Origin of the sequence: Pseudofrankia sp. DC12, assembly GCF_000966285.1 — a bacterium.
In the GTDB taxonomy this organism is placed as follows: Bacteria; Actinomycetota; Actinomycetes; order Frankiales; family Frankiaceae; genus Pseudofrankia.
The window spans coordinates 4,434,827-4,453,005 of the sequence record NZ_KQ031391.1 but is presented as its reverse complement, the minus strand read 5'-3'; the positions used below and the strand labels follow the sequence as shown (position 1 = coordinate 4,453,005).

Genomic DNA, 18,179 nt, shown 5'->3' with positions numbered 1-18,179 from the left:
TTCCGTCCTCGCTGCATCGTCCTGCGCCGGACTGTGATGATGCTGCCGTGACAGACAATGCCGAGACCATCGCGGTTGAGGCCGTCGTGGCGCTGGCGGCTGGTGGCGACGAGCGGGCGCCGGGCGGGGCCGTGACGCAGGCGCTGTGCGGCCATCTGGTGCCCGGCCAGGACCAGGCCTGGGAGCATGCGGGGCCCTGCCGATGGCCGCACCGGACCACGGCCAGCCGGGCTGACGACCGGCTGACCGTGCGCGTTGTCGCGGTCAGCCCGTCTACCGAACGGATTCACGTCTCGCGGCTCATAGCGGACGCACTGGCGTGCGGCGAATTGGTCGGTCCGGACGGGCTCAGCCAGTGGACCCTGCTCCGCTCCGGACCGGTCGAGCCACGTACGGACGAGCTCTCGCTCGCCAGGCGGCTCGCCGCACCGCCGGCCTGACCCTCGTCAGCCCAGGCGGCTGAAGGACTCCAGGGCGGCGCCGGCGAGGAGGCGGACGCCGATGCCGATGGCGCGTTCGTCAACGAGGTAGTCGCCCTGGTGCAGGTCGTACGTCTCGCCGCCCGGGGTGCGGGTGCCCAGGCGGGCGAGCGCGCCCGGGACGTGGGTGAGGTACCAGCCGAAGTCCTCGCCGCCGAGTGACTGGGCGACCGTGGCGGCCGCGCCGTGCCCGAAGGCGGCCGTCACGGCGGTGTCGAATGCGTCGACGAACTCGGCCGAGTTCACCACCGGCGGCACGCCCTGCCGGTAGTCCACGACGATGTCGGCACCGAACGGCGCCACGATCTGGTGGGCGAGCTGCTCGATCAGCTCGGGGGCCGTCTCCCAGGTGTCCCGGGACAGCGTGCGCACCGTCCCGCGTACCTGCGCGGCCCGCGGGATCGCGTTCGGCACCGTGCCGGCCTGCACCTGGCCCCAGACCAGGGCGAGCGCCGAACGCGGGTCGATCCGCCGGCTCAACGCCGCCGGCAGCTGGGTGATCAGCGCGCCGAGCGCGTAGACCAGGTCGACGGTGTTCTGCGGCCGGGAGGTGTGCCCGCCCGGGCCAGCCAGGGTGATCTCCACCAGGTCGGCGGCCGACGTGATCGGGCCGGGGCGCAGCCCGATGGTGCCCACATCCAGCGCCGGGTCGCAGTGCACCGTCAGCGCCGCGCGGACGGGTTTGAGGACCCCGGCGTCGATGACCTCCAGGGCGCCGCCGGGCATGGTCTCCTCTGCGGGCTGGAAGAGCAGCCGCACGGTCCCGGGCAGCGGGCTGTGCCGGGCGTACTCGGCGAGCGCGAGCCCGGCTCCGAGGACGACGGTCGTGTGCACGTCGTGGCCGCAGGCGTGGCAGACGCCCGGGACGGTGGACGCGTACGGCACATCCTTGGCGTCCTGTATCGGCAGTGCGTCCATGTCGGCCCGCAGCATGACGACCGGGCCTTCGAGGTCGGCGGCGTCAGCCGGGCCGCCGGTGGCGATGTCGCACCAGATGCCCGGGATGTCGGCCAGCCGCTGCGGCCGCAGCCCGGCGGCGGTGAGCCGGTCCACGATCCGCCCGGCCGTGCGGTGCTCCTGACGGCCGAGCTCGGGGTGCATGTGCAGGTCACGCCGGAACTCGACGAGCTCGCTCTCGTGCTGGGCGAACCAGTCCCGGACGAACGAGCTGGCCCGCGCGGCGCCCCAGCCGGCCGTGGCGCCACCACTGGGCCGTGCACTGGCCGGTGTCGAACTGGCGGGGAGCACGCCTCCTGACGCCCCGTCGGCATCCAGCGGGGGCCCCTCCCCGTCGGTCGCCACCGCAGCCTGCGCGCTCACGTTGTCCGACATCACGAAAACTTCGACCTTCCCCGGCGTACCCGAATCTGTTCGACACCGAACACCGGGATGGCCCACGAGGCCGAGCAGCGGGATCACCGCCGCGGTGGGGTCAACTAGTGAGCTCACTCAGCTCATGAGTCACTGGCCGGTCGACCGATGTTCATCTCTCTCAGCAGAGTATCGACGACGTGGCTGAGATCGCCGTCGGCCCGCCGCGCGGCGGCCCGCTGGCGGTCGTAGCTGGCGCCGACGGACAGGATGTCCTGGATCGAGGTCAGCTCCGTCGCGCAGCCGAGCCGCCTGGCCACGGGCAGCAGATCGTCGACCACGTCCGTCACCTCGTCGCGGACCGCGCGGGTGGTGCCCCGGTCGTCGACCAGGATCTCCGCGTCGAGGCCGTACCGGGCCGCCCGCCACTTGTTCTCCTGGACCACCCAGCGCCGCGGCACCGGCAGCGTGTAGCCACGGTCGAGCTGGGTGTTCATCCGGTCGACGAGGCACTGCGCCAGCGCCGCAACGGCGCCGACCTCGTGCAGCGTGGGAAGTCCGTCACAGATCCGCAGCTCGACGGTGCCGAAGTTGGGATGAGGACGAATGTCCCACCAGACCTCGCGGATGGTCTCGATTGTGCCCGATGTGATGAGCGTCTCCATAAAGCGCTCGAACTGGCGCCAGTCCGCGAGTTGCTGCGGAAGGCCGGCCGTCGGAAGGCTCTCGAAGACCTTCGACCGGCTCGAGGCGAGCCCGGTGTCCCGGCCGAGCCAGAACGGCGACGACGCGGACAACGCCAGAAAGTGTGGGATATACGCCGTCAGCGCGTTGACAATCGGGAAAGCCTTTTCTTGCGACCGGACGCCGACGTGCACATGAACGCCAAAGATCAGTAGCCGATGCGCGAGCCACTGCATCTGATCGACGAGCCGGAAGTAGCGGTCGTTGGTGCTGATCTCCTGAGTGTTGTACTCGCTGATCGGATGGGTGCCACTGCACATCAACCCGATTCCGCGTCTCTCCGCGAGGCCCCGCAGGACATCGACGGTCCCGTTGAGATCCGCGAGCGCCTCCGGGACGGTGCCGCAGACCCCGGTGATCACCTCGATCGTCGACTCGAACAGCTCATGCTTGGCCTTTTCGGCATCCTCGTCGCCGACCTTGGCGGCGAACTCCTCGAGGATCTCGGTCGAGGCACCGCGCAGCTGGCGGGTCTGGAGGTCGACCAGCTCCAGCTCCCACTCGATGCCAAGGCTGGTGCGTGGCGACGACGAGAAGGGAATGTGCACCCTGGCTCCTCCAGCGGTGTCGGCGGGCCGGCAGGTCCCGGCGGCGGAGGGGCGACGTTCCCCATCCGGGGCCCAATGCCCAATCCAGGTCCCGGCCGGACATCTGCCCACCCGCGGACCGGCCGACACGCGTCAACGGCAGGCGAGACCACTCCGCCCTGCCGGCGGACCACCCGCCCAACGTGAATACGCGTCACGACGGTCAGACGAACCCGAGGATCCAACGGTAGGTCGGTTCGGCCACCGTTCGTGGCGATTTCGCCGAACGCGCGCAATGTCCGGGGGCAGCCGGCTCCCGGCTAACCCGCCAGGCCTCTCGTGGGATCGCCGCCCGCGGCGGCTCCCTTCTCCAGAGCCGCTACCCGGGCCTCGAGCTCGTCAATCCGATGCTGGAGCAGCTCCACCTGCGCCTCCGCGCCGAGGCGGCGCTCCCAGCTCCGGCGCAGCCGCGGGGACTCCGCCGCCCGCGCCGCGACCATCGCCAGCGGCACCAGGCGCTGCGGGCCGTGCGGGCCGTCGACCAGGCGGGACGGGATGAGGTCCGCGCGCGGTACCAGGTCCGCAGCGCCGCGCGGGACACGCCCGTGTGGGAGGACGCCTCCTGAAGGGGGTCACCCAGTCGGAGTCCTCCAGTCGGGAAGCGAGTTCCCGCTCGACGTCCCACTGGTCCAGACGATCGTCCCAGCTCAAAGCCACCTCCCGGGGTCGACGACGAGCCTGCGGCGAAGCCGTCGGTCAGGCCGGAGGCGGTGCCGCGACGACGCGGACGCCCAGCTCCTTGAGCTGCCGCTCGTCGACGCGGGTCGGGGCTCCCGTCAGCGGGTCCAGGCCCGACTGGGTCTTCGGGAACGCGATGACCTCGCGAATGTTCTCCTCGCCGGCCAGGCTCGCGACGAGCCGGTCGATCCCGAACGCGAAACCACCGTGCGGCGGGGCGCCGTAGCCGAACGGCGTCAGGAAGAAGCCAAACCGGCGGTCCGCCTCCTCCCGGCTGATCCCGATCAGGTCGAAGATCCGCTGCTGCAGCTCGGGCTCGTGGATCCGGATCGAGCCGGAGCCAAGCTCCCAGCCGTTGAGCACCAGGTCGTACGCCCGGCTGCGGACAGCCAGCGGGTCGCTCTCCAGCTTGTCGAGGTCGTCCGGGTGCGGCCGGGTGAACGGGTGGTGGCCCGGCTTGGGACGGCCCGTCTCCTTGTCGACACCGACGAACTGCGGGAAGTCGACGACCCAGACGAAGCGGAAGCCACCATCGCCGGCCGGCGGGCGTCCGAACGAGTTGCGCAGCTGGCCGAGGACCTCGCAGGCGGTCGTCCACTCGTCGGCGACCAGCAGCAGCAGGTCGCCCTCGACCGCCTCGGTCTTCTCGACGATGCCGGCCAGCTCCGCGGCCGAGAGGAACTTGGCCACCGGCGACTCGAGCGCACCCGCCGGGCCGACCCGCATCCAGACCAGGCCCTTGGCGCCGAGCTTCTTCGCGGTGTCGGTCAGCGTGTCCAGCGCCTTGCGGTTGTGTGACGCCGAGCCGCCCGGCACCCGGATGCCCTTGACCGCCCCGGCGCCGGCGAAGGCCTTGAAGCCGCTGCCGGCGAACACCTCGGTCAGCTCGACGAGCTCCATGCCGAAGCGCAGGTCGGGCTTGTCGACGCCGTACCGGTCCATCGCGTGCTGCCAGGTCATCGTCTCGACCGGGGGCACCGGGCCGCCGGTGACCGCCTCGGCCGCGGCGAGCACCGCGGTGGTGATGACATCCAGCACGTCCTGCTGGTCGACGAAGCTCATCTCCAGGTCGAGCTGGGTGAACTCGTACTGCCGGTCGGCGCGCAGGTCCTCGTCGCGCAGGCAGCGGGCGAACTGGAAGTACCGGTCCGCGCCGCCGACCATCAGCAGCTGCTTGAACAGCTGGGGCGACTGCGGCAGCGCGTAGAAGCTGCCCGGGAACTGCCGGGACGGCACGATGAACTCGCGCGCGCCCTCCGGCGTCGACGGCATCAGCAGCGGCGTCTCCACCTCGACGAACCCCAGCGGGGCCAGCGCGGCGCGGATCTCGGCCAGCACGGCCGAACGGATGCGCAGGTTGCGCTGCATCCGCTCGCGGCGCAGGTCCAGGTAGCGGAAGGCCAGCCGGGTCGACTCGTCGACGTTGTCCGCGCGGTCGTCGAGCGGGAAGGGCGGCGGCTTGGCGACCGAGAGCACCTCGACCTTGCAGTCCCGCAGCTCGACCTGCCCGGTCGCGAGCGCCTCGTTGACGGTGCCTTCCGGCCGCTCCGTCACGATGCCAGTGATCTTCAGGACGTACTCCGAGCGGACGTCGACCGTCCCGTCGACCACGCACTGGACGACGCCGGAGTAGTCCCGCAGGTCGATGAACTGCAGCGACTGGCCGTGCTGGCGCCGGTGCGCCACCCAGCCGCACACCGTCACGGTCTCCCCGGCATCGGCGAGCCGCGGATCCCCGCACCGGTGCGACCGCATCGCGGTCTGCCGCACCTGAACCGACCCCGGCGCGCTGTGCCCGTCTGCCGTCACCATCGCCCTGCCGCCTCGTCGTCTTCGTCCCGAACGCGCACCCGCCCATCGAGCGGGCACGGAACGATCTAGTTTTTCGCATGGTGTGGCCAAGACACCATGCCAGGACGACCCTACCGGTGCCGGTACGCCTCCCCACCCGCACGCTCCGCACCACGGCGACCGGGCTGTTGGCTGCAACAGGGGGCGGCGGCGGGCCTTGGTGAGCGGCTTGTCTCGGGGCAGGGATGCGCGGAGACGCTCCTCCCCCGGGCTGTCCAGCCAGGTTCCGGCTGATCCGAGGCCTAGATCATCGCTCCTACGCCGATTCCCCTACGCAATCGGCGATCACGACCGGTTCTCCAGGCCGCCCTAAGCGATGATCGAGAACTGGACAGGGGGAACTGGCGTCCAGCGCCCCGATTCGCACCATTTATCCCAACCCAGTTGGCGATCATGGCTGGCCACCTTGCCGGGATCGGCCGAAGATCTCCGTTTGGGTAGGCAAGCTGGCGTCAGCGCGCCACCGAAGCGCTCCCAGAGCCCGGGCTAGCGGCGCAGGGCCTTGATGAAGCGGCTTACCTCGGGGCGGATGCGGGCCGGGACACGCAGGACCTGGGGGCCGCTCGGGGTGGCGAGCTGGACGCGGATGACGTCGCCGTGCTTGACGCCCTGGGAGGCCTTGACCTCGCGCCGGTCCCAGCTGACGTCGAACCAGTCGCCCTCGCGCGGAAACGGCGCCAGAACAAGCAGCCGGCGGCTGGTCAGCACGATCCAGCGAGACAGGCCGAGCCGGTGGCCGATGAACCGTTCGGCCTTGGCGGTGATCCGGCCGCCGCCGGCCGGGTCGGTGAGCCGGCCGCGCAGGACGACCTCGGTGAGCTCCCCGGGCTCCAGCGGCACCTCGGGCAGTCGAGTCCGGCGCGGGATGGCCACGCCGCCAGTCTGCTCCACCGGGGCCGCCGAACGCCGCTCAACCCCGGGGCGCCGACGCCGCGGCCCGCCGCGTCGTCCCGGGGCGCGGCCCGCAGCCCCGCCCGAAGCCGCGTAGGCCCCGCTGTTCCGGACGGGTACCCGCCCAGCCTCGCGCGCTGGGGCGGCCGTGACGCCGGCCGCGTCGCCTTCGTCACCGGTGGGCCTTCTCGCTACAGTCGGCCCGTGACCCAGCTCGGAGACAAACCGGACGCCACGGCGTCCGCCGCCCGTCTCGCCGCCGCGACCGGCGTCGACCGGCACGACGTGGCGGTGGTGCTCGGATCCGGCTGGAAACCGGCCGCCGAGACCCTGGCCACCCGCGGGAAGCTGCTCGCCGAGGTGTCCTTCGCCGAGCTGGGCGGGTTCCCGGCGACGACGGTGCCCGGGCACGTGCCCTCGGTCCGCTCGGTCGAGGTCGGCGGCCGGCGGCTGCTGCTCTTCCTGGGCCGGGTGCACGCCTACGAGGGCCACGACCTGGCCTACGTCGTGCACGGGGTGCGGACGGCCTGCGCGGCGGGCGTCAAGACGGTGGTGCTCACCAACGCGGCCGGCGGGCTGCGGGCGGACATGTCCGTCGGGCAGCCCGTGCTGGTCAGCGACCACCTGAACCTGACCGGCCGCTCACCGCTCGTCGGGCCGGCCTTCACCGACCTCACCGACGTCTACACGCCGAAGCTGCGCGCGCTGGCCCGCGAGGTCGACCCGTCCCTGGCCGAGGGCGTCTACGCCGCGCTGCCGGGCCCGCACTTCGAGACGCCGGCCGAGATCCGGATGCTGCGCACGCTCGGGGCGGACCTGGTCGGCATGTCGACCGTGCACGAGACCATCGCCGCCCGCAACGCCGGCGCCGAGGTGCTGGCGATCTCGCTGGTGACCAACCTCGCCGCCGGGATGACCGGTGAGCCGCTGAACCACCTGGAGGTCCTGGCCGCCGGAGAGGCCGCGGCGACCCGGATGGGCGCGCTTCTCGCCGAGGTCGTCTCCCGCCTGTAGGCCAGCCGACGGGGGTGAAATCTACTGCCGTGAGTGCGCCGGGTAGCGCCAGCTAGCGCTGTACGATGAGTTCGTGAACCTCAAGGACTGGGCTGCCGCGAACGGCGTGGGGTACTCGACTGCCCGGCAGTGGTTCCTTGAGGGCAAGCTGCCGGTTACTGCGCGCAAGGTTGGCGGGCTGATCCTCGTGGACGAGCCAGCCAGGCCGGTCCCGGTGGGGATGACGGCGGTGTATGCCCGGGTGTCGTCCGCCGGCCAGGAGGCTGACCTTGACCGGCAGGTCGCCCGGGTGACTGCCTGGGCGGCTGGGCAGGGTCTGGCTGTTGGCCGGGTCGTGACCGAGGTCGGTTCGGCGCTGAACGGCCACCGGCAGAAGTTTCTCGCGCTGCTGCGGGACCCGGTGGTGACCGTCATCGTCGTCGAGCACCGGGACAGGTTCGCCCGGTTCGGCGCCGAGTACGTCGAGGCCGCGCTGGCCGCGCAGGGCCGTCGCCTGCTGGTGGTGGACCCGGCAGAGGTCGATGACGATCTGGTCCGGGACATCACCGAGATCCTGACGTCGATGTGCGCCCGCCTGTACGGCCGCCGAGCCGCCGCGAACCGGGCCGCCCGCGCGGTCGCCGAGGCGACGAGGGACGGCCCGGCGTGAAGACCATGCTGGCGTACCGGGTGAGGCAGACGTGAGGGGAAGGGACACGGGCCAGGACCAGACGCGGGTTGACCAGGCGGCCCAGGCCTGGCTCGCCCACGACCCCGACGAGACGGACCGGGCCGAGATCGAGGGCCTGCTCGCCGCGGCCGGTGGCGGGCCAACCGGCGCGGCCGCACGGGCCGAGCTCGCGGACCGGTTCGCGGGGTCGTTGACCTTCGGCACCGCCGGGCTGCGCGGCCCGCTGCGAGCCGGGCCGAACGGCATGAACACGGCCGTCGTGCGCCGCGCCGCCGCCGGCCTCGCCGCCTGGCTGAACGCGGCGGGCAGCGGCCCGAAGACGGTGGTCGTCGGGTTCGACGCACGGCACCGCAGCGCGGCCTTCGCCCGCGACAGCGCCCAGGTGTTCGCGGGGGCCGGGCTGCGTGCCCTGGTGCTGCCCGGGCCGGTGCCGACGCCCGTGCTGGCGTTCGCCGTCCGGCAGCTCGCGGCGGACGCAGGCGTCATGGTGACGGCCAGCCACAATCCGGCGACCGACAACGGCTACAAGGTCTATCTCGGCGGGCCGGTCGGCGCTCCCGAGCGCGGCGCACAGCTCGTCGCCCCGGCGGACGAGCAGATCGAGGCCGCCATCGCCGCCGCCCCTCCCGCCACGGCGATCCCGCTGGCCGACACGTGGACTCAGCTCGGCGACGAGATCGTGGCCGCGTACGTCGCCGCCGCGGCCGACACGCCGGCCGGCGCGGGCCCGCCCCCGGGGCCGGCCCCGCTGATCGCCTACACGCCGCTGCACGGGGTCGGGCTGGATGTGCTGCGCCGGGTGTTCGCGGCGGCGGGGCTGCCGGAGCCGCTCGTCGCCGCCGCGCAGGCCCAGCCCGACCCGGACTTCCCGACGGCGCCGTTCCCGAACCCGGAGGAGCCGGGCGTCCTGGACCTCGTGCTCGCGCTGGGCCGGGAGACCAGCGCGGACCTGATGCTCGCGAACGACCCGGACGCCGACCGCCTCGCGGTCGCCGTCAGGCCCGTCCCCCCTCGGCCCGGCGACGCCGGGCCTGACTCCGCACGGGTCCTGACCGGCGACGAGCTCGGCCTGTTGCTCGCCGACGAGGTACTGCGGACCTCCTCCGGGCCGGTCGCGACGACGGTGGTCAGCGCGACGGCGCTGCGCGCGCTCGCCGCGCGTCGTGGTGTCCGCTACGCCGAGACCCTCACTGGGTTCAAGTGGATCGTGCGGGCAACTGGCGATCTGACCTTCGGCTACGAGGAAGCCCTCGGCTACGCGGTCCGTCCCGACCTGGTCCGCGACAAGGACGGCATCACCGCGGCCGTCGTGGTCGCCCGGATGGCCGCCGCCGAGGCGGCCCGGGGCCGCACCCTGCTCGACCGGCTGGACGACCTGTCCCGCGAGCTCGGTGTCACGGTGACGGCCCAGGTCTCGATCCGGGTCCCCGACCTGGCCGCGAGCACCGCTCTGACCGACCGGCTGCGGGCCGCGCCACCGGCGGCGATCGGCGGCCTGCGCGTCGAGGCGGTCCGGGACCTGCTGCACCCGGCCACCACCCTGCCACCGTCCGACGTCCTGATCATCACCCTCGCCGAGGGCGCCCGCGCCGTGGTCCGCCCAAGCGGCACCGAGCCCAAACTCAAGATCTACCTGGAAGCAGGCGCGCCCGTCGCCGCGGGCGCAGCGGACCTCACCACCGCGCGCGCGACCGCCACCTCCCAGCTCGCCCGACTGGTCAGCTGGGCCCGAACCCTCTCCGAGGCCTAGCGCCGCTCCTCCTGGGTCATCTCGATGCGATGACGTCAGACGGCGCCGAAGAGGCGGTCGCCGGCGTCGCCGAGGCCGGGGACGATGTAGGCGGTGTCGTTGAGGCCGGCGTCGACGACGCCGGTGACGAGGCGCAGCTCGAGGCCGCTGGCCTCCAGAGCGGCGATTCCCTCCGGAGCGGAGACGACCGAGACGACGATGATGCCGCGTGCCCCGTGGCCGGCGAGCAGGCGCAGCGCGTGCAACGCGGAGCCCCCGGTCGCGAGCATCGGGTCGAGCAGCAGCACCGGGCGGCCGGACAGGTCCGTGGGCACGGACTCCAGGTAGACGGTCGGCTGGAGGGTCTCCTCGTCGCGGGCGAGGCCGATGAAGGCGCTCACCGCGTCCGGGATGAAGGCGTGCGCGGCCGGCAGCATGCCGAGGCCCGCGCGCAGCACGGGCACCACGACCGGCTCGCCGGCGAGCCTCGCCCCGGTGGTCTCGGCCAGCGGGGTGCGCACGGCGACCGGCTCGGTCGGGAGGGTCCTGGCGGCCTCGTAGACGAGCATCATGGCGAGGTCGTGGAGAGCCGCGCGGAAGGCCGGCCGAGGCGTGCGCTCGTCGCGCAGGGTGGTGAGGGCGACCGCGGCGAGCGGGTGGTCGAGGACATCTACCTGCACGAGAAACCGCTCCTTGGAGAATGCGCCGCGCTGGCCGCGAGGCCGCGGGACCGCGCACACCGCGGGCCGCATTGCACGTGTACCACCGCGTCCGGGGACGTGGGTGCACAGGGGCCTCGTCCGGGGCCGAACCACGCGTAAAGATGGAGCCATGACGACGGCAGCCGACGGACCCGACCAGCCCGCCAGCGGCAGAGAACCACGTCAGCCCGGTGGCGAGGCGGACGCCTCCGGCAGGCGGGAGTACCCGCCCGCGCCGGTGAGCCCGCCGCTGCCGCCGGTGCCGGCCACCCGGGCCGAGCTGGCCGCGATGATCGACCACACCCTGTTGCGCCCGGAGGCGACGTCCGACGACGTGCTCAAGGCCTGCGCGGACGCGGCGAGGTTCGGTGTCGCCGCCGTGTGCGTTGCGCCGACGCACGTCTTCCTGGCCGCCGCCAGCGCGCGCCAGGGCGGGAACGGCCGGATCGCCGGGATCGGATCGACCGACCGCGACCGGGCCGCAGACCTGGTGCCCGCCTACGCGGTCGCCTCAGTGATCGGCTTCCCGCACGGCAACCACCTGACGGCGGTCAAGGTCGAGGAGACCAGGCGGGCGGTGGCCGACGGCGCCACCGAGATCGACATGGTGATCGACCTCGCGAACGCGATGGACGAGAACTGGGTCGCGATCGAGACCGAGATCCACGAGGTACGGCTCGCGATGCCGTCCGACGCGGTGCTCAAGGTCATCCTGGAGACGACGATCCTGCCGGACGCGACGATTCGCTCGGCCTGCCGAGCGGCGCTCGCCGGGGGCGCCGAGTTCGTCAAGACCTCGACGGGCTTTCATCCGGGCGGCGGCGCCAGCCTTCGCGCCATCCGGGCGATGCACGCCGCCGTCGGTGGGCGCCTCGGCATCAAGGCCTCGGGCGGTATCAGGACCGCGGCGCAGGCCCTGGCCTTCATCCAGGCCGGCGCCACCCGCCTCGGCCTGTCCGGCACCGCTGACGTCCTCGCCGAGATGCCGCGCGACGCGCCCTGACCTCCGGGGCGCCGGCTGCGGCCGGTCAGGGCACGGGATCGCGGGCGACGCAGTCGGCGAGGTGGTCGTTCACCAGGCCGCAGGCCTGCATCATCGCGTAGGCCGTGGTCGGGCCGACGAAGACGAAGCCCCGCTTGCGCAACGCCTTCGCCAGGGCGATGGACTCCGCGGTCGTAGGGGTGAGGTCAGCCATCGCGCGCGGGGCCGGCCTGGCGGCCGGGTCGGGCTGGAATGACCAGACCAGGTTCTCCAGCGGCTCATCAAGGGCCAGGATCGCGCGGGCGTTGGCGATGGTGGCCTCGATCTTGCGCCGGTTACGGACGATCGAGGCATCGCCGAGCAGCCGGACCTCGTCGTCCGGGCCGAACTCGGCGACCACGACCGGGTCGAAGCCCGCGAACGCCCGCCGGAAGCCGTCCCGTTTGCGCAAGATCGTCAGCCACGACAGGCCCGACTGGAACGCCTCCAGGCTGAGCCGCTCGAACAGCCCGACGGTGTCCCGGACCGGCCGGCCCCACTCGTCGTCGTGGTACGCGAGGTAGTCGGCCGTCGACACCCCCCAAGGGCACCGCATCAGCCCATCCGGCCCGGCAACCGGCCCGCCCGGCCCAGTCTCCTTCGCGGCCGTCGCCGGGGCGGGCAGCGTCTCCGTCATCGCGTCACCTCTTCGCCAGGCCCGTTGTGTTCACTAGGCCCGTTGTGCTGTCGTGTCCGTCGAACGGCCCAGGTGACGGCCAGCCCGACGAGAGACGCACCGCAGACCCCGAACCAGATGGCCGCCAGGTAGTACCGGTGTGTGACTAAACAGATAAACCGCTTGCCGCGAGGAAGATCGGCGCGTTCGCGAAGGCTCGAAGCGAGGCCCGCTGACGTCGCTCTCGGCGCAGCCGAGGATCTTGGGCTGGGGCGGGCGGGTCTCCGGGCCCGCGCCGATGACGGCGTTCAGGCACTGGACGGGCTCCCGGCCAGCGCGTCGAAGCCGGGCTTGATGACGTTGTCGATCAGGTCGAGGCGCTGGTCGAACGGGAGGAAGGCGGACTTCATCGCGTTGAGGGTGAACCAGCGGATGTCCGGCCAGCCGTAGCCGAACGTCTCCACCAGCGTCGCGAACTCGCTGGAGAGGGTGACGTCGCTCATCAACCGGTTGTCGGTGTTCACCGTGACCCGGAAGCGCAGGTCACGCAGCACGCCGATCGGGTGTGTCTCGATGCTGCGCGCCGCACCGGTGTGGACGTTCGACGACGGGCACATCTCCAGCGGGACGCGGGTGTCGCGGACGTAGTTCGCCAGCAGGCCCAATGACACCTGGCCCTCCAGATCGACGGAGATGTCATCGACGATGCGGACCCCGTGGCCGAGCCGGTCCGCGTTGCACCACTGCACGGCCTCCCAGATAGACGGCAGGCCGAACGCCTCGCCGGCGTGGATCGTGAAGTGGCCGTTGGCGCGCTGGATGTACTGGAACGCGTCCAGGTGGCGGGTGGGCGGGTTGCCCGCCTCGGCGCCGGCGATGTCAAAGCCGACGACGCCCTGGTCGCGCCAGCGGACCGCCAGTTCCGCGATCTCCAGCGAGCGGGCCTGGTGACGCATCGCGGTGCACAGCACCCGGGCGTGCAGGCCGGTGCCCTGGGAGCCCGCGCGCAGCCCGTCGAGCACCGCCTCGACGGTCGCGTCCAGCGACAGCCCGTTCTCGGTATGCAGCTCCGGGGCGAACCGGATCTCGGCGTAGACGATGCCGTCGGCGGCCAGGTCCTCGGCGCACTCGCGGGCGACGCGGGCCAGCGCCTCGGGTGTCTGCATGACCGCGACGGTGTGACTGAACGTCTCCAGGTAGCGCACCAGTGAACCGCCGGGGCTCCTGCCGGATCGGCGAAGCCGATCCGGCAGGTCGTGCGCGCCGCCACGGAACCAGCCGCCGAGCTTGGTGACGTCGGTGGTCGGCAGCGCGGTGTACCCGCACTCGTCGGCCAGCTCCACCACCGTCGACGGCCGCAGCCCGCCATCCAGATGATCGTGCAGAAGCACCTTCGGCGCGAGCCGGATCTGGTCCAACGTCGGCGATGCCATCGCCACCTCCCCATCCCCCTGCCAGTTCCCGACCTCGCCGGGGCGCCTGCCCCGGACCGGCTCCCTCGGGCCGGCTCTGGATCTCCCGTCGCCGTCGGTTCGAGGCTAGGGCACAGGACTGACAATCCGAGCGGCCGATCCGCCGACGCGCCCGGAACGCGACAGTCGGACAATCAGGACGGCGTACGGCGACGGCCGGGGAGCACGACTCCCCGGACGCCGGGTGATCAGGCCCGGTCGAGTGGGTGGGCAGGACCGGGCCGGCTCGGGCGGTAGCCGGGGGACGAGCGAGAGAGGTACCACGAGATGGCAGGCGAAGGCCGGTCAGCGATGGGATCCGGCCTGCCAGCGGGCTCCTCGGGGCATGCCCCGGGCACGATCGTCGGCCGGCGCTACCGGCTCGACGCGGTCATCGGCGTCGGCGGCATGGGCGTGGTACACCGCGCCACGGACCAGATCATGCGGCGGACCGTCGCCGTCAAGGAAGTGCGGATGCCGACCGGCAGTCCGGCCGCGAACGCGGACGCCCGGGAGCGGGTGCTGCGCGAGGCCCGTTCCGCCGGCCGAATCCACCATCCGGGCGCGGTCGGTGTGCTGGACGTCATTGACGACGGCGAGCTGCCGTGGATCGTGATGGAGCTCGTCGAGGGCGAGCCGCTGTCGGCCAGGATCGAGCGCGAGGGCGGCCTGCCGGTCGACCAGGTCGCCCAGATCGGGATCTCGCTGGCCTACGCGCTGGACGCCGCGCACCGCCTCGGCGTCGTGCATCGCGACGTCAAGCCCAGCAACGTCCTGCTCAACCGGGACGGACAGGCCAGGCTCACCGACTTCGGGATCGCGGTCAGCGACGGCGACCCGCGGCTGACCCGGACAGGCGAGGTCGTGGGATCGCCGGCCTACCTGGCCCCGGAGCGGGCGCACGGCGAGCCTGGCGGGCCGGAGTGCGACGTCTGGGGACTCGGCGCCACCCTGTACGCGGCCGCCGAGGGCGAGCCACCGTTCGGCGGCGCCACCCCGCTCGACATCCTGACCTCCGTCGTCGAAGGCCTGATCCGGCCGGCCCGGCACGCGGGCAGGCTCGGGCCCCTCCTGGAGGGGATGCTCTCCCAGCGGGAGCTGGAGCGCCCGACGCTCACCAACGTGCGGACCCGGCTGCGCGACCTGGCGGGCGAGACGCCAGGGCGGCCGTCGGCGACCGGCCAGACCCGGGCGGCCCCCCGGCCGACCAGCCCACCGCCCGCGCGGCCAGCGGCCTCGTCAGCCGGCCGTTCCTCCGCCTCCCCGCCGGTGCCGCCACGCGCGGCCACACCATCCACGCCACGGGCAGCCACGCCGCGGCCCGCCACGGCGCGACCGACGCCGGTCACACCCCGCCCGGTCACGCCGGCGACACCCCGCCCGGCCGGACCGGCCGCGCCCGATCCCGTCACGCCAGCCACGCCGCGCCCGGCCGAACCGGCCACGCCCAGGCAGGGCCCCGCGCCGGCCGCCGACGCCACGGCGGTGGCGGGACCGACCCGGGTCTTCGCCGAGGCGCCCGTCAGCCCGGCATCCCCGGATCCGCGAACCGAGGCCGAGGGTGCCGAGAAGGAAGCCGGCCCCGTCACCACCGGCCCCGTCGAGGCCCAGGTCCCGACCACAGTGATCATGAAGGGCGCGCTGGCCGACGACACGGTTGGGGACGGGCCTGGCCAAGGCGCGGACCTGCCCGCGTCAACAAGCACTTTGGTGGGTGACCCGGCGGTCAACCAGCCGACGCCGGGCGCGACCGAGGTCCCGCGCCCGCGCGGTGACGCGGCCGAGCTCGACGATCTCGCCGACTACTGGGACTCGGGGTCCGCCTGGGCGACCAGCCGGCCCACCGGCCCGGCCAGCGACGGCCCGGCCAGCGCGGACGAGGCCAGCCCGTCCGACGACCCGCCCCGGCCGCCACGCCCCAGGCGCCCCGGCGAGGACACCCCGCCCCGGTCCCAGGCGGAACGCCGCGCGATGATCGTGCTGGCCGTGCTCGTCGTGGTGCTCGCGGTCGCGCTGCTCGTGGTCCGCCTGTCCGCCGACGACGGCAAGGACGACCGGCAGGCGAGCACCCCCGCCGCGGCCACATCCGACCTTGCCTCGAGCGCTCCCCCGAGCGCCGTCCCGGACGGCCCGCTGGCCGCCGCCACCTCCCCCGTGCCCCCGCCACGCGGCTGGGTCTCCTACACCGACCCGGCCGGCTGGTCGCTCGCGTACCCGTCGAGCTGGAAGCGCGCGGCGGGCGCCGGGGGCGCCGGAACGGTCGACTTCACCAATCCGACCACTGGTACGGTTCTGCGCGTTGGAAGCGCGGGGCAGGCACCGGCGTCGGTCCTGCGGGACTGGCTGACGAACTTCGACACGGCCTCACACAGCGGGCCGATGGGGCTGGCGGACTACCAGCGCCTGCGGCTCGCCCCGGTCGGCACGGGCGACGGATCGACCGAGGCCGACTGGGAGTACACGTACAGCATGGACGGAGGCAAGGTGCATGTGCTCTCGCGCGGCGCCGACCGGGGCGGCCACGGCTACCTGCTCTCCTGGCGGACCGGGGAACAGCAGTGGGCCAGCGACCAGGCACTGAGGCGGCAGCTGTTCGCGACCTTCCGCCCAGCCCCGTGACGGCCGCCGCGCCCGGCGCGCACCGGCAGGGTCCCCACCCGTGGCTGGCTGATGGCCTCGTCGCCGCCAGCCGGGCCGGTGGCGCGGCGGGACCATCCGAGGGTGGCGCGCACGTTGGCCGCCCGATCTGTCAGACTTGACAGGATGGCCAGATCGGCAAGTGTGCCGCCGGAGACCTCCCGGAACGGGGAGACCTCCCGGAACGGCACCCCAAACATCGTCGCCGGACGATACCGCCTCGACGCACCAATCGGTCGAGGCGGCGCCGGCGTCGTCTGGAGCGGTGAGGACGAGGTCCTCCAACGTCGCGTTGCGATCAAGGAGATCCTCGTCCCGCTCGCGGGCGCCCAGAACGAGCGGGACGCGATCCGCGCGCGGGTGCTGCGCGAGGCGCGCGCTCTCGCGCGGCTGAACAGCCCCTCGATCGTCGCCGTCCACGACGTGGTCGAGGAGTCCGAGCGTCACTGGATCATCATGGAGCTCGTCGACGCGGAGAGCCTCGGCGATGTCATCCGCAACAACGGCCCGCTGCCGCCCGACCAGGTCGCGGCGATCGGGCTGGAGCTCATCCACGCGCTCGGCGCCGCGCATCAGAAGGGCGTGCTGCACCGGGACGTGAAGCCGGGCAACGTGCTGCTGGGGCGGGACGGCCGGGTCCGCCTGACCGACTTCGGCATCGCGGCGACCGAGGGCGACATGACCCTGACCGGCACCGGCGCTCTCGTCGGCTCGCCGGCCTACATCGCGCCGGAACGGATCCGCGGCTCGTCCGGGACGCCGTCCAGTGACCTGTGGGGCCTGGCCGCGACGCTGTACTCCGCCGTCGAGGGGACCCCACCTTATGAGGGCCCCGAGACGTACGCCGTGCTGTCCGCGGTCGTCGAGGGCCGACGGCGGGCGTTCCGCAACGCGGGCCCCCTCCGCAGCCTGCTCGGCGATCTTCTCGACAAGCCGGCCGAAGAGCGACCGGACGCCGACGAGGTCCGGCAGCGACTGACGCCGATCGCCCGCGGCAGCGAGCCGGTTCCGCTCTTTGTGATCAACGGCCCCGGCATCGACGCGGCGACCGCTATCGACGACGGGCTCGAGAAGGTCAGCGACGGTTCTGGCTTCCCCGCCCCGGACGCCGACGAGGACGCGGGCTCCCGGTTCGCGAAGGCCGCCGCGATGCGGGCGATCGAGGACGAGCTCTCCAGCACCAGCTCCGACGAGCTGTCCGGTTTGGAGTCGGTCTCCAGTGGGCCGTTCCCGCGACCGCGCCAGGACACCCTGCGTCGGCAGACCGACCGGCGGCCGTTGGTGTTCGCGGCGGTCGCCGCGCTGCTGGTGCTGGGAGCGGCCGTCGCGGTCAGCCTGCTGCTGACGCACCACGGCGGCGGGAACCCTCAGCAGTCGACCTCGGCGACCGGTGCGCCGAGCGCCCCGACTGGCTCGGCCTCGACGCCGGGCGGGCTGCAGCCGATCGACATCCCAACGTCGGTGGCGTCAGTGACCGAGCCGTCGCACCACCCGTCGCTGTCGCACACGTCGGCGCCGACGCAGGTCACGACGCCGCCAGTCATCACGTCCACACCGACCCCACCGCCGACGACGACCCCGCCACCGGCGACGACCCCGCCACCGGCGACGACCCCGCCCCGGTCGCCATCCGGCAGCGCGAGCCCCACCTGTTTCTTCACGCCCTGCCACACCTGACGCCTGGGCCGCGCCCGCCATGCTCCTTGGCGGCGCGCGGTGAGATCCGGCCGCCAGACAGACCTGAGCCCTCTAGGACAGGCCCCTTGCGTGGGCTGTCCTAGAGGGCTCAGGTCTGTGGT

At 73.0% G+C, this 18,179-nt stretch carries 15 protein-coding genes; 8 read left to right on the top strand and 7 right to left on the bottom strand.

The annotated features are described in order from the left end of the window. Window positions 1-47 precede the first annotated feature (47 nt). Window positions 48-440 (top strand): hypothetical protein, encoded by a 393-nt coding sequence (locus FRADC12_RS17950; RefSeq protein WP_045877524.1) that lies wholly within the window; start codon window positions 48-50, stop codon window positions 438-440. Window positions 441-446: 6 nt separating this feature from the next. On the opposite strand, the gene FRADC12_RS17945 is transcribed toward FRADC12_RS17950, so the two are convergent. Then, on the bottom strand, window positions 447-1,811 hold the full coding sequence (locus tag FRADC12_RS17945; protein ID WP_045879776.1) for an amidohydrolase: 1,365 nt from the start codon (window positions 1,809-1,811) through the stop codon (window positions 447-449). A 122-nt stretch (window positions 1,812-1,933) separates the two neighbouring features. Then, on the bottom strand, window positions 1,934-3,082 hold the full coding sequence (locus FRADC12_RS17940; RefSeq protein ID WP_045877523.1) for a glutamate--cysteine ligase: 1,149 nt from the start codon (window positions 3,080-3,082) through the stop codon (window positions 1,934-1,936). 386 nt (window positions 3,083-3,468) lie between these two features. On the opposite strand from FRADC12_RS17940, the gene FRADC12_RS31480 reads away from it, so the two are divergent. Then, the gene (locus tag FRADC12_RS31480) at window positions 3,469-3,687 is read left to right on the top strand and encodes a hypothetical protein (protein WP_157488911.1); all 219 of its coding nucleotides are present in this window, start codon (window positions 3,469-3,471) and stop codon (window positions 3,685-3,687) included. A 130-nt stretch (window positions 3,688-3,817) separates the two neighbouring features. Here FRADC12_RS31480 and aspS read toward each other — a convergent pair whose 3' ends face one another. Then, on the bottom strand, window positions 3,818-5,611 hold the full coding sequence (gene aspS, locus FRADC12_RS17930) for an aspartate--tRNA ligase (RefSeq protein WP_045877522.1): 1,794 nt from the start codon (window positions 5,609-5,611) through the stop codon (window positions 3,818-3,820). A gap of 525 nt (window positions 5,612-6,136) precedes the next feature. Then, the gene (locus FRADC12_RS17925) at window positions 6,137-6,541 is read right to left on the bottom strand and encodes a hypothetical protein (RefSeq protein ID WP_045877521.1); all 405 of its coding nucleotides are present in this window, start codon (window positions 6,539-6,541) and stop codon (window positions 6,137-6,139) included. A gap of 204 nt (window positions 6,542-6,745) precedes the next feature. Between FRADC12_RS17925 and FRADC12_RS17920 the strand changes: the two genes are divergently transcribed. From FRADC12_RS17920 to FRADC12_RS17910, 3 genes are all read left to right on the top strand, one after another. After that, window positions 6,746-7,555 carry a purine-nucleoside phosphorylase gene (locus FRADC12_RS17920; protein WP_045877520.1) on the top strand — a complete coding sequence of 270 codons (810 nt, stop codon included), beginning with the start codon at window positions 6,746-6,748 and terminating at the stop codon, window positions 7,553-7,555. Window positions 7,556-7,628: 73 nt separating this feature from the next. Continuing rightward, a complete protein-coding gene (locus FRADC12_RS17915) occupies window positions 7,629-8,204 on the top strand; it encodes an IS607 family transposase (protein ID WP_045877519.1) in 576 nt (191 codons plus the stop codon). Between the two features lie 31 nt (window positions 8,205-8,235). Next, entirely contained in the window at window positions 8,236-9,975 is a 1,740-nt protein-coding gene (locus FRADC12_RS17910; RefSeq protein WP_045877518.1) for a phospho-sugar mutase, read from the top strand. A 35-nt stretch (window positions 9,976-10,010) separates the two neighbouring features. Here FRADC12_RS17910 and upp read toward each other — a convergent pair whose 3' ends face one another. Then, window positions 10,011-10,634, bottom strand: a complete 624-nt coding sequence (gene upp / locus FRADC12_RS17905; RefSeq protein ID WP_045879775.1) for a uracil phosphoribosyltransferase — start codon at window positions 10,632-10,634, stop codon at window positions 10,011-10,013. Window positions 10,635-10,785: 151 nt separating this feature from the next. Between upp and deoC the strand changes: the two genes are divergently transcribed. Continuing rightward, window positions 10,786-11,658, top strand: a complete 873-nt coding sequence (deoC, locus tag FRADC12_RS17900) for a deoxyribose-phosphate aldolase (RefSeq protein WP_045877517.1) — start codon at window positions 10,786-10,788, stop codon at window positions 11,656-11,658. Window positions 11,659-11,683: 25 nt separating this feature from the next. Here the strand turns inward: deoC and FRADC12_RS17895 are convergent, their stop codons facing one another. Then, complete coding sequence (locus FRADC12_RS17895) at window positions 11,684-12,313, bottom strand: DNA-3-methyladenine glycosylase I (protein WP_045877516.1); 630 nt, start codon at window positions 12,311-12,313, stop codon at window positions 11,684-11,686. A 287-nt stretch (window positions 12,314-12,600) separates the two neighbouring features. After that, window positions 12,601-13,725, bottom strand: a complete 1,125-nt coding sequence (locus tag FRADC12_RS17890; protein ID WP_045879774.1) for an adenosine deaminase — start codon at window positions 13,723-13,725, stop codon at window positions 12,601-12,603. A gap of 306 nt (window positions 13,726-14,031) precedes the next feature. On the opposite strand from FRADC12_RS17890, the gene FRADC12_RS17885 reads away from it, so the two are divergent. Both FRADC12_RS17885 and FRADC12_RS17880 read left to right on the top strand, forming a co-directional pair. Beyond that, the gene (locus FRADC12_RS17885) at window positions 14,032-16,362 is read left to right on the top strand and encodes a serine/threonine-protein kinase (RefSeq protein WP_045877515.1); all 2,331 of its coding nucleotides are present in this window, start codon (window positions 14,032-14,034) and stop codon (window positions 16,360-16,362) included. 144 nt (window positions 16,363-16,506) lie between these two features. Beyond that, window positions 16,507-18,057: a serine/threonine-protein kinase gene (locus tag FRADC12_RS17880; RefSeq protein ID WP_045877514.1), complete on the top strand. Its 1,551-nt coding sequence runs from the start codon at window positions 16,507-16,509 to the stop codon at window positions 18,055-18,057. Window positions 18,058-18,179 lie beyond the last annotated feature (122 nt).

Excerpts from the sequence above, each read along its gene's own strand:
- FRADC12_RS31480 (WP_157488911.1), top strand. The coding sequence starts at position 3,469 with ATGCTGGAGCAGCTCCACCTGCGCCTCCGCGCCGAGGCGGCGCTCCCA.
- FRADC12_RS17945 (WP_045879776.1), bottom strand. The coding sequence starts at position 1,811 with ATGTCGGACAACGTGAGCGCGCAGGCTGCGGTGGCGACCGACGGGGAG.
- FRADC12_RS17890 (WP_045879774.1), bottom strand. The coding sequence starts at position 13,725 with ATGGCATCGCCGACGTTGGACCAGATCCGGCTCGCGCCGAAGGTGCTT.
- aspS (WP_045877522.1), bottom strand. The coding sequence starts at position 5,611 with ATGGTGACGGCAGACGGGCACAGCGCGCCGGGGTCGGTTCAGGTGCGG.
- FRADC12_RS17885 (WP_045877515.1), top strand. The coding sequence starts at position 14,032 with ATGGCAGGCGAAGGCCGGTCAGCGATGGGATCCGGCCTGCCAGCGGGC.
- FRADC12_RS17895 (WP_045877516.1), bottom strand. The coding sequence starts at position 12,313 with ATGACGGAGACGCTGCCCGCCCCGGCGACGGCCGCGAAGGAGACTGGG.
- FRADC12_RS17880 (WP_045877514.1), top strand. The coding sequence starts at position 16,507 with ATGGCCAGATCGGCAAGTGTGCCGCCGGAGACCTCCCGGAACGGGGAG.
- deoC (WP_045877517.1), top strand. The coding sequence starts at position 10,786 with ATGACGACGGCAGCCGACGGACCCGACCAGCCCGCCAGCGGCAGAGAA.